The 16,085-nt window shown below is 67.4% G+C and carries 19 protein-coding genes; 7 read left to right on the top strand and 12 right to left on the bottom strand.

Annotation, left to right across the window (positions count from 1 at the left end; genetic code table 11):
• Positions 1-61 precede the first annotated feature (61 nt).
• The 4 genes from ACZK1G_RS05835 to ACZK1G_RS05850 all read left to right on the top strand — a co-directional run bounded on the left by ACZK1G_RS05835 (position 62) and on the right by ACZK1G_RS05850 (position 3,682).
• Positions 62-1,258 (top strand): sensor histidine kinase, encoded by a 1,197-nt coding sequence (locus tag ACZK1G_RS05835; protein WP_014036358.1) that lies wholly within the window; start codon positions 62-64, stop codon positions 1,256-1,258.
• Positions 1,258-1,899, top strand: coding sequence for a response regulator (locus ACZK1G_RS05840; RefSeq protein WP_006424175.1), 642 nt, complete (start codon positions 1,258-1,260; stop codon positions 1,897-1,899). Before ACZK1G_RS05835 ends, ACZK1G_RS05840 begins: the two co-directional genes overlap by 1 nt.
• A gap of 234 nt (positions 1,900-2,133) precedes the next feature.
• Complete coding sequence (locus ACZK1G_RS05845) at positions 2,134-3,207, top strand: polyketide cyclase (RefSeq protein ID WP_014036359.1); 1,074 nt, start codon at positions 2,134-2,136, stop codon at positions 3,205-3,207.
• A 103-nt stretch (positions 3,208-3,310) separates the two neighbouring features.
• Positions 3,311-3,682, top strand: coding sequence for a DUF423 domain-containing protein (locus tag ACZK1G_RS05850; protein ID WP_049443743.1), 372 nt, complete (start codon positions 3,311-3,313; stop codon positions 3,680-3,682).
• Positions 3,683-4,193: 511 nt separating this feature from the next.
• On the opposite strand, the gene ACZK1G_RS05855 is transcribed toward ACZK1G_RS05850, so the two are convergent.
• From ACZK1G_RS05855 to ACZK1G_RS05875, 5 genes are read right to left on the bottom strand one after another with little or no spacing between them, the layout of a single operon-like run.
• On the bottom strand, positions 4,194-5,003 hold the full coding sequence (locus tag ACZK1G_RS05855) for a M15 family metallopeptidase (RefSeq protein ID WP_101765108.1): 810 nt from the start codon (positions 5,001-5,003) through the stop codon (positions 4,194-4,196).
• A gap of 9 nt (positions 5,004-5,012) precedes the next feature.
• Positions 5,013-5,606, bottom strand: coding sequence for a PH domain-containing protein (locus ACZK1G_RS05860; RefSeq protein ID WP_049443740.1), 594 nt, complete (start codon positions 5,604-5,606; stop codon positions 5,013-5,015).
• A 3-nt stretch (positions 5,607-5,609) separates the two neighbouring features.
• Positions 5,610-5,789 (bottom strand): DUF4177 domain-containing protein, encoded by a 180-nt coding sequence (locus ACZK1G_RS05865; protein ID WP_005415690.1) that lies wholly within the window; start codon positions 5,787-5,789, stop codon positions 5,610-5,612.
• A complete protein-coding gene (locus ACZK1G_RS05870) occupies positions 5,786-5,965 on the bottom strand; it encodes a type II toxin-antitoxin system antitoxin (RefSeq protein WP_005415691.1) in 180 nt (59 codons plus the stop codon). The genes ACZK1G_RS05865 and ACZK1G_RS05870 overlap by 4 nt, the downstream gene beginning before the upstream one ends.
• Positions 5,966-6,010: 45 nt before the next feature.
• A complete protein-coding gene (locus ACZK1G_RS05875) occupies positions 6,011-6,892 on the bottom strand; it encodes an SPFH domain-containing protein (RefSeq protein WP_049443739.1) in 882 nt (293 codons plus the stop codon).
• A 137-nt stretch (positions 6,893-7,029) separates the two neighbouring features.
• Here ACZK1G_RS05875 and purT point away from each other — a divergent pair, with 137 nt between their 5' ends.
• A complete protein-coding gene (gene purT, locus ACZK1G_RS05880) occupies positions 7,030-8,217 on the top strand; it encodes a formate-dependent phosphoribosylglycinamide formyltransferase (RefSeq protein WP_101765109.1) in 1,188 nt (395 codons plus the stop codon).
• A 77-nt stretch (positions 8,218-8,294) separates the two neighbouring features.
• On the opposite strand, the gene ACZK1G_RS05885 is transcribed toward purT, so the two are convergent.
• Positions 8,295-9,503: an endonuclease/exonuclease/phosphatase family protein gene (locus tag ACZK1G_RS05885; protein ID WP_478448108.1), complete on the bottom strand. Its 1,209-nt coding sequence runs from the start codon at positions 9,501-9,503 to the stop codon at positions 8,295-8,297.
• A 38-nt stretch (positions 9,504-9,541) separates the two neighbouring features.
• A complete protein-coding gene (locus tag ACZK1G_RS05890; protein ID WP_014036368.1) occupies positions 9,542-10,297 on the bottom strand; it encodes an arginyltransferase in 756 nt (251 codons plus the stop codon).
• Positions 10,298-10,453: 156 nt separating this feature from the next.
• Between ACZK1G_RS05890 and ACZK1G_RS05895 the strand changes: the two genes are divergently transcribed.
• Positions 10,454-11,014 carry an EF-hand domain-containing protein gene (locus ACZK1G_RS05895; RefSeq protein ID WP_101765111.1) on the top strand — a complete coding sequence of 187 codons (561 nt, stop codon included), beginning with the start codon at positions 10,454-10,456 and terminating at the stop codon, positions 11,012-11,014.
• A gap of 51 nt (positions 11,015-11,065) precedes the next feature.
• Here the strand turns inward: ACZK1G_RS05895 and ACZK1G_RS05900 are convergent, their stop codons facing one another.
• The 4 genes from ACZK1G_RS05900 to ACZK1G_RS05915 all read right to left on the bottom strand — a co-directional run bounded on the left by ACZK1G_RS05900 (position 11,066) and on the right by ACZK1G_RS05915 (position 14,761).
• Positions 11,066-12,283: an RNA polymerase sigma factor gene (locus ACZK1G_RS05900; RefSeq protein WP_101765112.1), complete on the bottom strand. Its 1,218-nt coding sequence runs from the start codon at positions 12,281-12,283 to the stop codon at positions 11,066-11,068.
• A 138-nt stretch (positions 12,284-12,421) separates the two neighbouring features.
• Positions 12,422-12,931, bottom strand: coding sequence for a pathogenicity-like protein (locus ACZK1G_RS05905; RefSeq protein ID WP_101765113.1), 510 nt, complete (start codon positions 12,929-12,931; stop codon positions 12,422-12,424).
• A 4-nt stretch (positions 12,932-12,935) separates the two neighbouring features.
• Positions 12,936-13,856: an acyl-CoA thioesterase II gene (tesB, locus tag ACZK1G_RS05910; RefSeq protein ID WP_004148214.1), complete on the bottom strand. Its 921-nt coding sequence runs from the start codon at positions 13,854-13,856 to the stop codon at positions 12,936-12,938.
• A gap of 128 nt (positions 13,857-13,984) precedes the next feature.
• On the bottom strand, positions 13,985-14,761 hold the full coding sequence (locus ACZK1G_RS05915) for an enoyl-CoA hydratase/isomerase family protein (RefSeq protein WP_087921878.1): 777 nt from the start codon (positions 14,759-14,761) through the stop codon (positions 13,985-13,987).
• A 34-nt stretch (positions 14,762-14,795) separates the two neighbouring features.
• Here ACZK1G_RS05915 and ACZK1G_RS05920 point away from each other — a divergent pair, with 34 nt between their 5' ends.
• Entirely contained in the window at positions 14,796-15,242 is a 447-nt protein-coding gene (locus tag ACZK1G_RS05920) for a copper chaperone PCu(A)C (RefSeq protein WP_088025122.1), read from the top strand.
• Positions 15,243-15,314: 72 nt separating this feature from the next.
• Here the strand turns inward: ACZK1G_RS05920 and ACZK1G_RS05925 are convergent, their stop codons facing one another.
• Positions 15,315-16,040, bottom strand: a complete 726-nt coding sequence (locus ACZK1G_RS05925) for an enolase (protein ID WP_101765114.1) — start codon at positions 16,038-16,040, stop codon at positions 15,315-15,317.
• Positions 16,041-16,085: the final 45 nt, after the last annotated feature.

The following is a 16,085-nucleotide window of genomic DNA, read 5'->3' on the forward strand; positions in this document are numbered from 1 at the left end:
GACCGGGCAGGCATGACTTCCGTGGGGTGCGGTGCGCAGGCGCGGCCCGTAGAGTGCTGGCATGTTGGGAGTCCTCAGCCATACCCGCGTCCTCCGCCTGGCCGGCCTGTTCACCTGGGTCATGGTCGGCCTGCCCCTGGCGTACTCGCAGTTCGAGAACCTGCACAGCCGCGGTGACATGGGCGGCTGGGCGATCCTGCTGTTCGTCGCCTACCTGTCCTTCGGCACCGCCTACTACTGGCTGACCCGCATCCTGCGCAGCGACAGCCACACCAGCTGGCTGGACCGCGGCCTGCTGCTGTTGCTGACGGTCTCGGCGCTGGGGGTCAGCTTCCTCAGCGGCTCGGGCCTGGGCAGCATCCTGATGATGGTGGCGGCCGGGGTCATCCCGTGGATGCTGTCGGTACGGCTGGGGGTGCTGTGGCTGCTGGTCAGCCAGCTGGCGGTGGCGCCGGTCTACTACATGCTGCTGCGCTTCCCGCTGTTCGAAGCGGTGATGCAGTCGCTGCTGTACGGCGGCTTTTCCATGTTCATCTTCGTGACCAGCCTGGTCGCGCGGCAGCAGACCGAGGCCCGCGACGAGCAGCGCCGGCTCAATTCGGAACTACGGGCCACCCGTGCCCTGCTGGCCGAGAGCGCGCGGGTCAACGAGCGCACCCGCATTTCGCGCGAGCTGCATGATCTGCTGGGCCACCAGCTGACCGCGCTGACCCTGAACCTGGAGGTCGCCGGCCACCTGGCCGAGGGCCAGGCGCTGGATCACGTGAAGCGCTCGCACGCGTTGGCCAAGCTGCTGCTGGGCAACGTGCGCGAGGTGGTCAGCCAGCTGCGCGAGACCGGTGCCATCGATCTGGCCGCGGCGCTGCGCCCGCTGACCGAGAACGTGCCCTCGCTGGACATCCAGCTGGAGATCGAGGATCCGCTGAACGTGGAGGACCCGCAGCGGGCCCACGTGCTGCTGCGCTGTACCCAGGAGATCATCACCAACGCGGTGCGCCACGCCGGTGCCCGCCACCTGTGGATCAGGGTGTACCGTGAAGCCCCCGACCGGGTGGTGGTGGAGGCCCGCGACGACGGCGTCGGCGCGGATATGGTCAATGTGGGCAATGGCTTGCGCGGCATGCGCGAGCGCTTGCAACAATGTGGTGGCCAGCTGCAGATCGAAACCCGTCCCGGCGAAGGCTTCCGGCTGCGGGCGACGGTGCCGGCAACGGTGCTGGTGGCGGCCCTTACCAAGGTTCCTGAAGGAGTGCGTTGATGATTCGCGTCTGCCTGGTCGACGACCAAACCCTGGTGCGGCAGGGAATCCGCTCCCTGCTGGCGCTCGACGACGGCATCGAGGTGGTGGCCGAGGCCGGCGACGGCCGGCAGGCGGTCGAGCTGATACCGCAGGTGCGCCCCGACGTGGTGCTGATGGACATGCGCATGCCGGTGATGTCCGGTCTGGAGGCACTGCAGGTGCTGTCGCGGCAGGAGCAGCTGCCGCCGACCATCATCCTCACCACTTTCGACGATGACCAGCTGGTGCTGGCCGGGCTCAAGGCCGGTGCCAAGGGCTACCTGCTCAAGGATGTCACCCTGGCGCAGCTGGTCGGTGCCATCCGCACCGTGGCCGACGGCGGTTCGCTGGTGCAGCCGGCGGTGACCCAGCGCCTGCTGTCCGGCCTGGAGCACATGCGCAACGAGTTCGTCAGCCTGGACCGCCCGGACCCGCTGACCGACCGCGAGACCGAGATCCTGCGGCTGATGGCCAGCGGCTTCTCCAACAAGGAGATCGCCAATTCGCTGGGCGTGGCCGAAGGCACCATCAAGAACCACGTGTCCAACATCCTTTCCAAGCTGGGCGTGCGCGACCGTACGCGTGCCGTACTGAAGGCGTTCGAACTCCAGCTGGTCTGAGGAAAATCGTTCAAGTACAACGACTTGGATGGTGGTCGGGGGTTTCCGCCAAGGTTGCCCCCTACTTGCCGGGTAGCGGTATGCGTTACCCTTCGAATTCTTTGTCCATACAAATACGCAGCCGGCAGGGAAACCGGTGCGCCAATCCCGATAAACAATGCCCGCGAAGCCTGCTAGGATTGGCGCTTCGCTTCAATCAACCCGGCCGTGGGATCGGCCCCGGAGACTCTCTGAATGACCCGTATTATCGAGTTCCTGATCGCCTTGGGGATCGTGGCTGGCCTGTTCGTCATCATTGGCGTATGTCTGCCGGGCGAGCGTCACATCACCGAAAGCATCGAGACCAACCGCAAGATGACGATCGTGTACGACACGGTCAGCAGCCTGCGCCGCTTCAAGGACTGGAACCCGCTGGTACTGCGCGATCCCGCCGTTGAACTGAAGCTGTCCGGCCCGGCCTCCGGTACCGGTGCCACCCTCGACTTCACCTCCAAGGACCTGGGCACCGGTTCCTGGAAGATCACCGAAGCCGAAGAGAACAAGCGTGTTGTGATCGCCATCGAAGACGCCACCAAGGGTCACGACAAGGTCACCACCTTCAGCCTGGAGCCGACCGGCAAGGGCGGTCGCAACGTCAAGATCACCCAGGACTACTCGGTGAAGTACGGCTTCGACCTATTCGGCCGTTACGCAGGCCTGTATGTCAGCCGCCAGATCGGCGACGACATCAAGATGGGTCTGTCGCGCATGGCCAACATGCTCGCCAGCGTTCCGAACGTCGACTACCGCACGCCGGAAGCCCCGCTGACCGACCTGGCCATTGTTGAAGTGCCGGCCGAGAACCTGCTGGTCGTCAACGCCGGCAACGTGGACCGCGGCCAGGACACCATCACCAAGTCCATCAAGGACAACCAGGAGTGGATCAAGCGCGTGATGGAGGCCAATGGCCTTGAAGCCGCCGGTCCGTTCCGCATCATCACCACCGACTTCGGCCAGGAGAAGTACGCCTTCGACATCGCCCAGCCGGTGAAGAAGAAGGGTGCTGAAGGCGCTGCTGCCGACGAGCTGACCGTCAAGATCGACGGCGGCGCTCCGGTCAAGTACGTGCACGTTGCTCCGCACCGTTCGGCGCATGCGGCCTACACCGGCCACATGGCGGGTCTGGACGTGGCCCGCAACGGCCTGCGTGCCTGGGCCGTGACTTCGGGCAACGAAGTCATCGACCGCCCGTACGAAACCTGGAAGGACGGCATCGACAAGTCGTTCACCCCGGAAGCGACCTACGACATCTACTGGGCCGTCAAGTAAGCCTCGGCTGACCCATGTAGTGTTGGACACGAAAACGCGCCGCTCATTGCGGCGCGTTTTTTTGATCTGGCGCCCGGCAAGGGGCGCTGCGCAAGGAGCCCTCATGTTCAATCTCGAACGTCGTGCGCGTAAGCCGTCCCTGTTGGCCTGCCTGGGTGCGCTGCTGGCCGCTGCCTCGATCGGCCTGTCTGCCTATGCATCGCACGGCGTGGCCGATCCGCTGGCGCAGCAGCATCTGAACATGGCGGCGCTGTATGCGTTCGCGCATGGTGCGGTACTGGTGGCGCTTGGTCCGCGCGCGCACGGGGCGATCGCGCACCTGGCGCTGTACGTGCTGCTGCTGGGCGTGCTGCTGTTTTCCGGCAGCCTGGTGGGCGGGGCGCTGTGGCAGTGGCCGACGCGGATGGCACCGATCGGTGGCACCAGCATGATGGCCGGCTGGGTGCTGCTGGCGATCAATGCGCTGAGGCGGTGAGGGTCGCAGGGCTGTCGCTCCGATCCATACCGATGCGATAGTGATGGTTCATGGGCGTTACTTTTCTTTTCGCGCGAAAAGAAAAGTAACCAAAAGAAACGCGCCGCCGGCCGCGAGCCGATGCTGCGCATCGGTACCCTGTGCTCCTCGGCCCGTCGAGGGACGGTGCGGAGAGCAGCCGAGCATGGCTCGGCTCTACAGAATCGCAAGCACCTCTTCACCCTCGCCGGACCTGCGGTGCTCGGCTCGCTTGAAGGCGGACCCAACAGCCGCGCGCTGACCCGTTATAGAGGCTTCGAGCGAAGCGACCCGCTTTTGTCTTTGCTCTCTTGTTCCATTCCGTGGCGGACGCACACGGAAACTGTCAGAGGCCGGGCGGGTGGGCTGGGCTGGGGTATCCGCGCCATGGATGGCGCGGCTAAGCCTCCAGGGGCGGATTCACGGCGTCCCCTGCCCAGCCTACCCGCCCGGACAGCTCCATGAATTTCGCCGTGCAGCCGCCACGAGGGGCTCAGCCGTTGGCCGGTCTCCAGCACCAGTGCCAGGGTTCGTAGACGATGCCGTGCGGGTTGTCGCGTGGGTAGCTCAGATGGAAGCCGTGCGTGCTGGCATGGGTCTGCAGCCACGCGAAGGCGTCTGTGGCTTCGAACGATTCTTCGGCCGGGGCATCGCCCGGTGTGCCGATGTCCAGTGCATGGCCGCTGTGGTGTTCGCTGAAACCCGGCGCGGCATTGACCTTCAGGATCTCCGTCACGCTCAGCCCGCGTGCAAGCTTCCGTTCGAAGATGCCCAACTGGTAGGCATGGCTGCGGAAACCGGAGATTGCATCCAGTGCGATGCCATCCCGCGCGGCGTGCAGGCGCATCCGTCGCCAGCCCTGTGCAGCACCACGGCGCAGCCATAGCGGGCGGGCGAAGCGGTCGCGGCCAGCGAAGTGCAGCAGGCACGGTTCCGGTTCCAGGGGCAGGCCGCTGTCATCGGCATAGCGCTGCACATCCAGGCCAAGCTGCTGTAGCCGCTGCTGCAGCCCGGCCAACGGAAGCCAGTGTTCTTCCAGCGCAGCGCCGAAGGGGCGGGCAGCGGTGGCGTCGAGCAGCGCCAGTGCGTCCTCGACCCCGGGCTCGCGCGGCAGGCGCGGCACCATCGAATGCACGCCGTGCGGCAGTACGGCCGCCAGATAGCGGCCATCGCGCTTGCGTCGCAGTACCCAACGCGCCTGCGACAGCAGGCGTGCATCCAGGTTGCTGCGTGCACGCAGCAGGTGGGCCGGCCACAGCTCGATGGCCTCGGTATTGATCAGCAGGGGCGGGCGTCGTTGCATCGCCGCAGCTTACTGCCGTGGCGCCGGCGCGGCCACCTTGCGCAGTGCGTCCAGCAGCACCTGCGGCCGGTCCAGGCTGAGCAGCAGCGTGCTGCCATCGCTGACCGGCAAGGCGAGAACGCGCGTTCGGTCGGTGACCAGCGCAAACCCCTTGCCGCCGCCCTGCAGGCGGAAGTGGCCGGAATAGAAACCCGGCATCGCATAGCCGTTGGTCTTGAAGCGGATGCCATAGCGGGGGTCACGCTGCAGGTCGACCACCTCGGTCTGGTCCAGCCGCAGCTGTGCCACCGGAACGCGGCGGCGGTACATCGTCGAGCGCACATCCAGTACGTCGTCGGCCAACTCCACCCGGCGGCGGAAGAAGGCCGCGCCCAGCCCGATGCCGAGCGCTGCAATCACCAGCAGGCTCCAGGCGGCGCTGCCGCCCATCCGGAACCAGGGCGGCGACAGCGTTACTTCGATCCAGGGCGCCGTCGCCGGTGCCTTGTACAACTGCGCATACAGGCAGGCCACGAACGCGGCGAGCAGGGGCAGCACGATCCACAGCACGCGCAACGGCGAGCTCTCGGCCACCTCGTACTGTTTCGGATCGCTGGCGCCCATGGCTCAGGCCTCCTTCTTGAATACCAGCATCGCCGGGCGCATCGGTGCGGGGATGATGATGTTGACCAGCTCCCAGCCCAGCTGGCCCTGGCGGCTCAGTTCGCTCTGGATGTCCTCGGCCTTGAGCAGGCCCATCATGGACGTCTTGACCTCGATGGTCTGGTAGCTCCAGCGCTTGCTCATTCCTTGTCCTCCGAAGATGGCGTGGGTTTCGGCAGGCGTCCTGCCTTGCGCAGGGCGTCGCGCAGCACGTATTCGATCTGTGCGTTGAGGCTGCGCAGCTCGTCGTCAGCCCAGCGCTGCGCGGCGGCCAGGACGTCGGCGTTGATGCGCAGCGGGTAGGCTTTCTTCTCACTCATGCAAGCTCCTGGCGGGGCGGTGGGGCGCCCCGTTGCGAGGGTGGTTCAGTACAGCGAACCGGCGTTGACGATCGGCTGGGTGCCGCGGTCCGAGCACAGCACGGTCAACAGGTTGCTGACCATGTGCGCCTTGCGTTCCTCGTCCAGCTGCACCACGCCGTTCTTCTGCAGTTCGGCCAGGGCCATTTCGACCATGCCGACCGCACCGGCCACGATGCGCGTGCGTGCGGCGATCACCGCGTTGGCCTGCTGACGCTGCAGCATCGCCTGGGCGATTTCGGCGGCGTAGGCGAGGTGGCTGATGCGCGCGTCGATCACCTGCACGCCGGCATCGGCCAGGCGCTCGGCCAGTTCGTTCTTCAGGTGCTGGGAGATCTCGCTGGCATGGCTGCGCAGGGCCAGCTGGCCATCCTCATGCTGGTCGTACGGATAGCTGGTGGCCATCGCGCGCAACGCCGATTCGGACTGGATGTGCACGAAGCTCTCGTAGTCGTCCACGTTGTAGACCGCTTCGGAGGCATCGACCACCTGCCAGACGATCACCGCGGCGATCTCGATCGGGCTGCCGTCCAGCTCGTTGACCTTCAGCTTGCCGCTCTCGAAGTTGCGCACGCGCTGGCTGACCCGGCGCTTGGCAAAGAAGGGGTTGTTCCAGCGCAGGCCGTTGTCCTTCACGGTACCCACGTACTTGCCGAACAGGCTCAGTACCGCCGCCTGGTTGGGCTGGATGGTGTACAGGCCGGCCAGGATGAACACGCCCAGCGCCACCAGCAGGGCGCCCAGCAGCATCAGCAGCAGGTTGGGCGAGCCGGTGCTGGCCTTGGCTGCCACGCCCAGTACGAACAGGGCTGCGCCGGCGAGGGCGACGAGCAGGGCGCCGGCCAGCGTGCCGAGGCCGTTGAGGGAAGACAGTGACTTCTCTTTCATGGCGGTACGTCCTTGAGGGTTCGGAGAGAAGATATCAAAGTGATATCACTTGTCCACTACCGTTCGTCGGATGCCATGGCCGGGGTGCCCGGCCAGCTAGAATGCCCACCCGCCTTCAGATCGCTGCTGGAACCGCCATGGCCAAGCTTGGAACTCCGTTGTCCCCCTCCGCCACCCGCGTGCTGCTGCTGGGCTCGGGCGAACTCGGCAAGGAGGTGGCCATCGAGCTGCAGCGGCTGGGCGTGGAAGTGATCGCCGCCGACCGCTATGCCGATGCCCCGGCCATGCAGGTCGCGCACCGCTCGCACGTGATCGACATGCTCGATGCGATGGCCCTGCGTGCCCTGATCGCCCAGGAGCAGCCGCACCTGGTGGTGCCGGAGATCGAGGCCATCCATACCGAGACCCTGGTCCAGCTGGAGCAGGAGCAGGGCCTGCGGGTGATCCCGACCGCGCGCGCCGCCCGCCTGACCATGGACCGCGAGGGCATCCGCCGCCTGGCCGCCGAAACCCTCGGCCTGCCGACCTCGCCGTATCGCTTCGTCGATACCGAAGCCGAGTACCGCGCCGCCGTGGCCGCCATCGGCCTGCCGTGCGTGGTCAAGCCGGTGATGTCGTCCTCGGGCAAGGGCCAGAGCACGCTGCGCAGCGAGGCGGACATCGCCCCGGCCTGGGAGTACGCGCAGACCGGTGGCCGCGCCGGAGCCGGTCGCTGCATCGTCGAAGGCTTCATTGATTTCGATTACGAGATCACCCTGCTCACCGTGCGCCATGCCGGTGGCACCTCGTTCTGCGCGCCGATCGGCCATCTGCAGAAGGACGGCGATTACCGCGAAAGCTGGCAGCCGCAGCCGATGTCGAGCGCGGCACTTGCGCGTGCCGAAGAGATCTCGCGCGCGATCACCGATGACCTCGGTGGCTGGGGCCTGTTTGGCGTCGAGCTGTTCGTGAAGGGCGACGAGGTGTGGTTCAGCGAAGTGTCACCGCGCCCGCACGACACCGGCCTGGTGACGCTGGTCTCGCAGGAACTGAGCGAGTTCGCGCTGCACGCGCGCGCCATCCTCGGCCTGCCGATCCCGGTGATCCGCCAGAGCGGGCCGTCTGCCTCGTGTGCGCTGCTGGCACACGGTGAGGGCGTGCCGTACTTCAATAGCGTCGCCGCCGCCCTGCAGGTGCCGGACACCGCCGTGCGCCTGTTCGGCAAGCCGAGCGTGCATGGCCACCGCCGCGTCGGCGTGACCCTGGCGCGCGCGGAAACCATCGACGAAGCGCGTTCGATCGCACGTGACGCCGCCGACGCCATCGGCGTCGAACTGCGCCCGTAAAGCAAAAAGGGGACGGAGGGGATTAAGTCGCTTTTCCACAAACGACTTAATCCCCTCCGTCCCCTTTTTGTGTGGGGCTACGGCTTCACATCCACCCACACCAGGTGGTGGTCGCTGCCGTCGGCGATCTTCGCTTCCGGGCTTTCATTGGCCGGCCAGAAGATGCCGCTGCCCACGTATTCGAAACCGGTCGAGGGCACCACGTAGTCCAGGCGCATGGTGCCGGACTTCGGGCCGAAATCGCCGGTGGCGTGGAACGGTGCGCCCTTGCGCTCGATGCCCTTGGCCGCATAGGCCAGGCTGGTCTGCTCGCCACCGACGCTGCGTGGGGTGGGGTAGCGCAGCACGCGGGCGTTCTCGATCAGTTCGACGATCGCCTCATGGCGGCCATCGCCGTCGACCGGGTCGTTGTTGAGGTCGCCGAGGATCACGAAGCGCGCGTCCTGCGCCAGGCCGCCGCACTGGCCCTTGTCGTCGCACAGCCACGGCTTGTCACCCTTGGACAGGTATTCCTGCCACAGGCGCAGTTCGTCGTGGTTGCGCGCCGCGTTGCGCTTTTCCGGGCCGTCGAACACCGGCGGGGTCGGGTGCGAGACCAGCGCGTGCACCACACCGGCCGGGGTCTTCACCGGCACGTCCCAATGCGACTTCGACGACAGCCGCAGCTGCGACCACACGTGGTCGTTGTAGAAGCTCTTGCCGGTGCGCGGGTCGACCGGACGGATCGCCCCCGGCATCGCGCTCCACTTCAGCAGCTGGAAGCTGCGCACCTTGGCTTCATCGATCGGGTAGCGCGACAGCACCAGCATGCCGTACTGGCCCGGGTGCAGGCCGTAGCCCCAGGCGTCGTTGCCGCGGCTGCGGCCTTCGCCGCCGACCATGCCGTTGTTGTCCAGGTCCAGGCCGCTGGGCACGCCGGTATTGACCGGCGCCAGGTAGCGGTAGGCGAAGTGCAGCGGCTTGCCGCCACCGGGCTGGGCGACGTCCAGGTAGCGCTTCTGGAACAGGTCGGCGGCGCGATGCGCATCGTCGAAGTCGAATTCATTCAGCAGCACCAGGTCCGGGCGCACCTGCTGCAGCACCGCGGCGATCTTGCGTGCGTGCTCGCTGTCGCCTTCCAGTTCCTTGATCAGGCCACCGGCGTCATCGGAGTACAGCGAGGTGTTGTAGGTGGCCAGGCGCAGCGCGCCGGACGGCTTTTCGGTCATCGCAGGGGACGTGGCGAAGGCGGGGGCGGTGGCGCCGCAGAGCAGGGCCAGGGCGAGGATCAGGGGTTTGGCGTTCATGGGCCGTATTGTGCACCCGGCCCGGTGTCAGCGGTTTGTCAGCGCCCGTCCAGATCCTTGTCGAAATCGTGCCAGCGGCGGCCATCGTAGGCCTCCAGCGGATGGAAGCGGCGCTTGTAGTCCATCTTCTGGTGGCCGCGGATCCAGTAGCCCAGATACACGTGCGGCAGGCCCTCGCGGCGGGCCCATTCGATCTGCTGCAGGATCGCGAAGGTGCCCAGCCCGCGTGCGGCGTGGTCCGGGTCGAAGAAGGTGTAGACCGCCGACAGGCCATGCTCGGTGACGTCGGTCACCGCCACCCCCAGCAGCTGGCTGGGCTGGCCGTCGTGGCCGGGCAGGCGCATCTCCATGAAACGGGTATGCGACCAGCTGCCGATCAGGAACTGCTCGAACTCGTGCGGGCCGTGGTCGTCCATGCCGCCATTGGCGTGGCGGTGGGTGAGATAGCGGTGGTACAGCGCGAACAGGTCGTCGCGGGCGGTGGCGGCGGTGATCCGCACCTCCAGGTCGTCATTGCGGGCGGCACAACGGCGCTGGCTGCGGTCCGGGGCGAAGCGCGCCACCGGGATGCGCACCGCCACGCAGGCCTGGCAGTGCGCGCAATGCGGCCGGTAGACCAGGTCGCCGCTGCGGCGGAAGCCCCAGCTCAGTGCCAGCGGGTACAGGCCGCCAAGGCGGCGATCGTGCGGGTCCAGCACCAGGTCGCGCGCCACCCGGTCCGACCAGTACCCGCAGGGGTGCTCGCCGGTCTGGAAAAGTCGCAGTTCGTCGTCTCTGTCGCCATGTATCGCCATGGGCACAGCATAGCCCCAGCCTGTCGCAGTGGCGGCGACTGTCCGCCGGATGAATGGAACCGGCAGTGGCGTCAACCGATGTCGCGCCCGGGCGTTGTTGTTCCCCGAGGGTGAAGTGATCACCCCGACGCTGTTCCCATCCCCAGGAGTGACCTCATGATCCGTACCCCCCTGCTGCTGGCCCTGCTGCTCGGCACCTCTGCTTCCGGTATCGCGCTGGCGGCCGACACCCCGACCACGCCGGCGCAGCGCCCGGCCAAGCTGGACACCAACGGCGACGGCGTGATCGACCGCAGCGAGGCCGCTGCCAACCCGCGCCTGGCCGCGAAGTTCGACGAGCTGGACAAGAACAAGGATGGCAAGCTCTCGCGCGATGAGCTGCCGCGCTGGCAGCATGGCCGCCGTGGCCACGGCGGTGAGCGCTGGGCCAAGCTGGACGTCAACAAGGATGGCCGCATCAGCCGCGAGGAAGCCAAGGCCGACCCGCGCCTGGCCGCACGCTTCGACCCGCTCGATCTCAACAAGGACGGCTACCTGGACAAGGCCGACCGCGAGCTGCGCATGAAGCAGCGCCGTGACGCCTGGTTCGCTGCCGCCGACACCAACAAGGATGGCCAGCTGAGCAAGGCCGAGTTCGATGCGGCCAAGGGCCCGATGCACGGTGGCCCGCGCCACGGCGGTCCGCGCGATGGCGCCGCGCCGAAGCCGCAGCGCTGAGTTTCAATGCAGTGATTGATGACAACGCCGGCGCACTGCCGGCGTTGTCCGTTACAGGCGGCCGCTGCGCATCAGTGAGTACACCACCAGCGCGATGACCATCAGGTTCATGGCGATGATGCCGGTGCGGCCATACATGGACTCGTATTTCCAGTTGGTCCCGCTGCGGCCGCGCCGCGCCGAATCACGCGCGATCATCGGCGCCATTACCCGCTGCAGCGGCACCAGACACTGGTAGTTGACCACGCCCAGGCCGACCGCCAGCACCGCCAGCTGTGCCCAGACCGGCGCCTGCAGCATCACAGCCAGCAGGATCGCCAGGCACCAGAACATGCCGGTGAGGATGTTGAGGTAGAGGAACCGGCGAACATCGGCGCGCTCGGACGCCGTTTCGGTGTACGACATCAGGAAGCGTCCGCCCAGATAGCTGCCGATCGCACCACCGACCACGCCACCGATCACCGCCCCCCAGCTTTCGGCCGGCAGCACGTGCAGCTGGCCCAGCGTGGCAGTCAGCGAGCCCATCGCAGTGCCTCCGGCAGCGCTGGCACCGCCGAGGCCAAGCTTGCTGCCGCCGATGCCGACGCCGGTGCCGAGCAGGATCGCGGCACTGGCGGTGCCGGGCGCGGCCACCAGCACCATCGACACCACAGCGGTGGCGAATGCGGCGCTCGGCGCGCTGCTGCGCGCGAATTCGCCGAAGCGCTGCAGCAGGCCGTCGCGCACCAGGGCGCGGGCACGCGACAGGCGCTTGCGCACGGCGGCGTCACTGAGCCCGAGCAGGTCGGCCACCTGCTGCGAGCGTTGGCCTTCGCGGTAGTACAGCAACAGCACTTCGCGGCTGTCGGCGGGGAGTGCGGAAATGATGTCCTCGGCGGCGATCTCTTCTTCCACCCGTTGCAGGCGGTCGGCCGCGCCCGGGGCCGGGTCGGCCGCCATGCCCATCGCCACTTCGGCCGCTTCGCCGGTCAGCGGCCGGCCACGTTGTGCACGCAGCCAGTCGCGGGCCAGGTTGCGGGTGATCTGCCGCAGCCAGGGCAGGAAGCTGGTCGAGCTGCGCAGCTGGTGCAGCTGCTGCCAGCCCTTCACGAAGGCCTCCTGGGCGATGTCCTCGCTGGCCTGGCGGTCGCGGGTGATGGCCAGGGCGATGGCGGTGACCGTGTTCTTGCAGGCCAGCACGATGCGGCCGTAGGCATGCTGGCAACCGCTGGCGGCGGCGGGCAGTTCGCGTTCCAGGGTCTGGTCGATCGATGCGGCGAACGTCGTCATGGCGGCGGCTCTCCTGCTGGGATTGTGTCCCATGACGGAGCCGCGCGCCGTTTGTGACCGAAAAAAGGGGACGGAGGGAATTAAGTCGTTTGTGGCACAAACGACTTAATTCCCTCCGTCCCCTTTTTCACCCGCGAATTATTTCGAGGGCTGGATGCGGACCCGGACTTCTTCCTCTTCCGGTGCGGCCTGCGGGGCCGGTTGCGTCTGCTGCGGCTGGGGCTGCGGGGCGGGGTCCGGAGCTGCCGGAGCCGGGGCGCCGCGATGGCGCAGGCCGATCACCAGTGCCACGCCGGCGATCACCACCAGCAGGGCGATGCGGATGCGCCAGGCCCAGCTGCGACCACCGCTGCCCTGTTCCGGTGCGTCGCGGAAGGCGAATTCGGCGGTCGGATGGTCGCGGCGGGTGGTGTCGAGCAGGCGCGCCTCACGCAGGATTTCGCGCGCGCGCGGCTGGTCGTCGGCGCGCACGATCCACACCGCCGGGTAGGCGTTGGCGTTGCCCAGGTCGGTATAGCTGAACTGGCCGCGGCGACGGGTCTTGTACGAGCGCCCATTGGTCACCTTGACGTCGATGCCGTGCCCGCGCAGGAGCTCGGCCACGCCTTCGACGGTTTCCACGCGCTGGCTGCTGAAGATCTGGCGCATCGGATCAATCCTTGGCCGGTACGGCGGCGGCCGCTGCCTGGTCGGGAACCACGCGGATCAGGCCTTCCTGCGCGGTGCTGGCCACCAGCACGCCATTGCGGGTGAAGAACTGGCCGCGGGCCAGGCCGCGCGAATCCTGCGCGCTGGGGCTGTCCAGCGAGTACAGCAGCCAGTCGTCGGCACGGAACGGGCGGTGGAACCAGATCGCGTGGTCGAGCGAGGCCATCTGCACGTGCGGGTGGTAGTAGCTGATGCCGTGCGGGAACGTGGCCGTGCCCAGCAGGTGGAAGTCGGAGGCATAGGCCAGCAGTGCCTGGTGCAGCTCCGGGGCATCGCCGACCGGCTCGCTCAGGCGCAGCCACACCTGGTGGTAGGGCGGGCGCTTGGGCGGGTTCAGTTCGTCACGCGGGTAGACGTGGCGGAACTCGAACGGGCCGCCGCGCGACAGCCAGCGCTGCACCTTGATCGGCAGGCGTTCCAGGACTTCGGCCGGCAGCGGCCGGTTCGGTTCGATGTCTTCCGGCTGCGGCACTTCGGGCATCTTGTGCTGGTGCTCGGCACCGGTTTCGGCCTGCTGGAACGAGGCCGCGCAGAAGAAGATCACCTTGCCGTGCTGGATCGCGGTGACCCGGCGCACCGAGAAGCTGCCGCCGTCGCGGGTGCGGTCCACGTCGTAGACGATCGGGTGGTCGATGTTGCCGGCGCGCAGGAAGTAGGCGTGCAGCGAGTGCACGTGGCGGCCGTTGTCGACCGTGGCCTGTGCCGCAGCCAGCGCCTGGCCCAGCACCTGCCCGCCGAACACGTACTTGGTGCCGATGTCGCGGCTCTGCCCGCGGAACAGGTTGTCCTCCAGCCGCTCCAGCGTGAGCAGGTCGATCAGCTCGGAGACGACGGGTTCGGGCGTGTCGTTCAAGGGGGCGGCCACAGCAGTGAAAGTGGGCCTGATTATACCGGTGCAGCCCGGCCCATCATCGGTAGTGCCGGCCGCTGGCCGGCAACCTCATGATCCTCCTGGGGTGCCTGCGGATGCCGGCCAGCGGCCGGCACTACCGTTTACTTGCCCAGCCTGGCCACCAGCGCCTGCAGCGCATTCTGGGCGTCCGGGGCAAACCAGGCCTCGACGAAGCGGTCGAGCTGGATCAGGTCCGGCTGTAGCGCCACATGCAGGTCGGCACGAGCGATGGCGCGGGTCAGCAGCATCGGCTGCCGCGGCTGCTTGAGCAGGTTTTGCAGCCAGGCCACGGCACGCGCGACCACCAGGTCACCCTCGGCCAGTTCATCGACCAGGCCGATCTGCACCGCCTGTTCGGCCGGCACCAGCGAACCGGTGGTCAGCAGGACGCCGGCGCGGTGCACGCCCACGGCACGGCGCAGCAGGCGCTGGATGCCCTCCGGCGCGATCAGGCCCACCTGGACTTCGTTCAGGCCGATGGCATACGGCCGCGACGGATCGGCGCTGCGCGCCATCACCCGGTAGTCGCAGCACAGCGCCAGCACGCAGCCGCCGGCCGGGGCGTGGCCGGTGATCGCCGCGACCACCGGGATGCGGCTCTCGGCCAGTGTGCGCACGGCGCCAAAGAAGGCGTTCCAGGTGTCCAGCAGCTTGTGCTTGTCATCGCCATGCGAGAGCAGGTGCGGCACGTCCATGCCGCCGGTGAAGATGCGCTCGCTGCCCGACAGCACGATGCCGTGCGCGTCTTCGGCCATGGCCAGCTCGATGGCATGGATCAACTGCCGGCACAGTTCGGTGTCCAGTGCGTTGACCGGCGGCCGCGCCAAGCGCAGTTCGCGGATGGGGCCATGGTTGATCACCTCGATGAGCGTCGTCATGCTGCGGTCTCGTTGCGAAGAAGGAACCTGGGCGATGATAACCAAACCATTCGTTGGCGTACTGTGGGTTCTGTGTGCGGCTGCAGCATCGGCCTCGGCGGCGGAACCGGCCTGCGTCACGGTGGAGCAGGGCTGGGCGCGGCTGCCGCCGAATCCGGCGATGCCGATGACCGCCGGCTACGGCGTGATCCACAACGGCTGCAGCAAGGCAGTGGCGATCACCGGCGCGACCAGCAGCAGCTTCGACGATGTGTCGCTGCACGAGACCACGATCACGGATGGGGTCAGCCGGATGCGCGCGATCGAGCGACTGCCGCTGGCGCCGGGCGCACGTGCCGAGCTCAAGCCCGGCGGCCTGCACCTGATGTTGATGCAGGGCAAGGGTGCGCTGAAGGAAGGGCAGGTGGTGCCGCTACGGCTGCAGCTGGAAGGCGGCGGCGAAGCGAGTGCGACGTTGACCGTGCGCAAGGCTGCGAAATGACGATCGGGTAGTGCCGGCCGCTGGCCGGCAGCACAGGAAATGCCGGCCAGCGGCCGGCACGACCATGGGGTCTTACGACCAGTCGTACGAGAACAGCACCGTGCGGCTTTCCGGCTCGTACAGCATCACGATCGCATCGGCGCCGGTCGCGCACCAGTTGTAGCCGGCTACGTCGGCCACGGCGAAGAACTTGTTGCCATTGCGGGTGATGATCACCGTTTCGGCATCGTCCGCAGCATTGGGGTCATCGGCAGCCTCGGTAAAGCCCAGTTCGAAGGCCGCGGGAATTTCTGCGGTTTCGGTCCAGTTGCCGAAACCGATCGGGCCACCCAGCGTATCCAGGTAATCGCGCTCGCTGGCTTCACCCTTGCCGTAGCGCGAGTAGCAGGCGAGGCGGCCATGCGTGGCGTGGTAGTCGCGTGCCCTGGCGTAGCTGTCGCGCATCTGCGCGATGTGTTCCTGCGCGTCCTTGTCCTGCACCGCGTCGCCGATGAAATAGCCCTCGTTGCCGAGGAAGCGCATCTCGTTGCCGGCGGTCAGTTCGAAGGCGATCCAGTTGGTGCCGGTGAAATCGTTGTGGTGTTCTCCGGTGGTCTCGCCGATGCAGCCGTCGTAGGGCTCGATCGGGCACAGCATCGTCGCCACCTGGCCGGCCAGTTCCGGGCGCAGCACACCCAGGTCGATCTTCAGCAGCGGCAGCAGGTGCTGGCCGAGCCAAGCCTGGTCGGCGGGAAAGACGTCGGTGGGGAAGGGGACCATGCCGGGCAGCAGGTCGCTCAGTTCAGTCTGGTGGATCATGTCAGTCCTTTGAATTGGATCGGTAGTGCCGGCGGCTGGCCGGCA

It is taken from the genome of Stenotrophomonas sp. 109824_Sma, assembly GCF_056480025.1.

Excerpts from the sequence above, each read along its gene's own strand:
- ACZK1G_RS05845 (WP_014036359.1), top strand. The coding sequence starts at position 2,134 with ATGACCCGTATTATCGAGTTCCTGATCGCCTTGGGGATCGTGGCTGGC.
- ACZK1G_RS05835 (WP_014036358.1), top strand. The coding sequence starts at position 62 with ATGTTGGGAGTCCTCAGCCATACCCGCGTCCTCCGCCTGGCCGGCCTG.
- ACZK1G_RS05865 (WP_005415690.1), bottom strand. The coding sequence starts at position 5,789 with ATGAGCAAGCGCTGGAGCTACCAGACCATCGAGGTCAAGACGTCCATG.
- ACZK1G_RS05905 (WP_101765113.1), bottom strand. The coding sequence starts at position 12,931 with ATGCGCCAGATCTTCAGCAGCCAGCGCGTGGAAACCGTCGAAGGCGTG.
- ACZK1G_RS05920 (WP_088025122.1), top strand. The coding sequence starts at position 14,796 with ATGATAACCAAACCATTCGTTGGCGTACTGTGGGTTCTGTGTGCGGCT.
- ACZK1G_RS05870 (WP_005415691.1), bottom strand. The coding sequence starts at position 5,965 with ATGAGTGAGAAGAAAGCCTACCCGCTGCGCATCAACGCCGACGTCCTG.
- ACZK1G_RS05900 (WP_101765112.1), bottom strand. The coding sequence starts at position 12,283 with ATGACGACGTTCGCCGCATCGATCGACCAGACCCTGGAACGCGAACTG.
- ACZK1G_RS05860 (WP_049443740.1), bottom strand. The coding sequence starts at position 5,606 with ATGGGCGCCAGCGATCCGAAACAGTACGAGGTGGCCGAGAGCTCGCCG.
- purT (WP_101765109.1), top strand. The coding sequence starts at position 7,030 with ATGGCCAAGCTTGGAACTCCGTTGTCCCCCTCCGCCACCCGCGTGCTG.
- ACZK1G_RS05890 (WP_014036368.1), bottom strand. The coding sequence starts at position 10,297 with ATGGCGATACATGGCGACAGAGACGACGAACTGCGACTTTTCCAGACC.
- ACZK1G_RS05885 (WP_478448108.1), bottom strand. The coding sequence starts at position 9,503 with ATGAACGCCAAACCCCTGATCCTCGCCCTGGCCCTGCTCTGCGGCGCC.
- ACZK1G_RS05875 (WP_049443739.1), bottom strand. The coding sequence starts at position 6,892 with ATGAAAGAGAAGTCACTGTCTTCCCTCAACGGCCTCGGCACGCTGGCC.
- ACZK1G_RS05850 (WP_049443743.1), top strand. The coding sequence starts at position 3,311 with ATGTTCAATCTCGAACGTCGTGCGCGTAAGCCGTCCCTGTTGGCCTGC.
- ACZK1G_RS05855 (WP_101765108.1), bottom strand. The coding sequence starts at position 5,003 with ATGCAACGACGCCCGCCCCTGCTGATCAATACCGAGGCCATCGAGCTG.
- ACZK1G_RS05915 (WP_087921878.1), bottom strand. The coding sequence starts at position 14,761 with ATGACGACGCTCATCGAGGTGATCAACCATGGCCCCATCCGCGAACTG.
- ACZK1G_RS05925 (WP_101765114.1), bottom strand. The coding sequence starts at position 16,040 with ATGATCCACCAGACTGAACTGAGCGACCTGCTGCCCGGCATGGTCCCC.
- ACZK1G_RS05895 (WP_101765111.1), top strand. The coding sequence starts at position 10,454 with ATGATCCGTACCCCCCTGCTGCTGGCCCTGCTGCTCGGCACCTCTGCT.
- ACZK1G_RS05840 (WP_006424175.1), top strand. The coding sequence starts at position 1,258 with ATGATTCGCGTCTGCCTGGTCGACGACCAAACCCTGGTGCGGCAGGGA.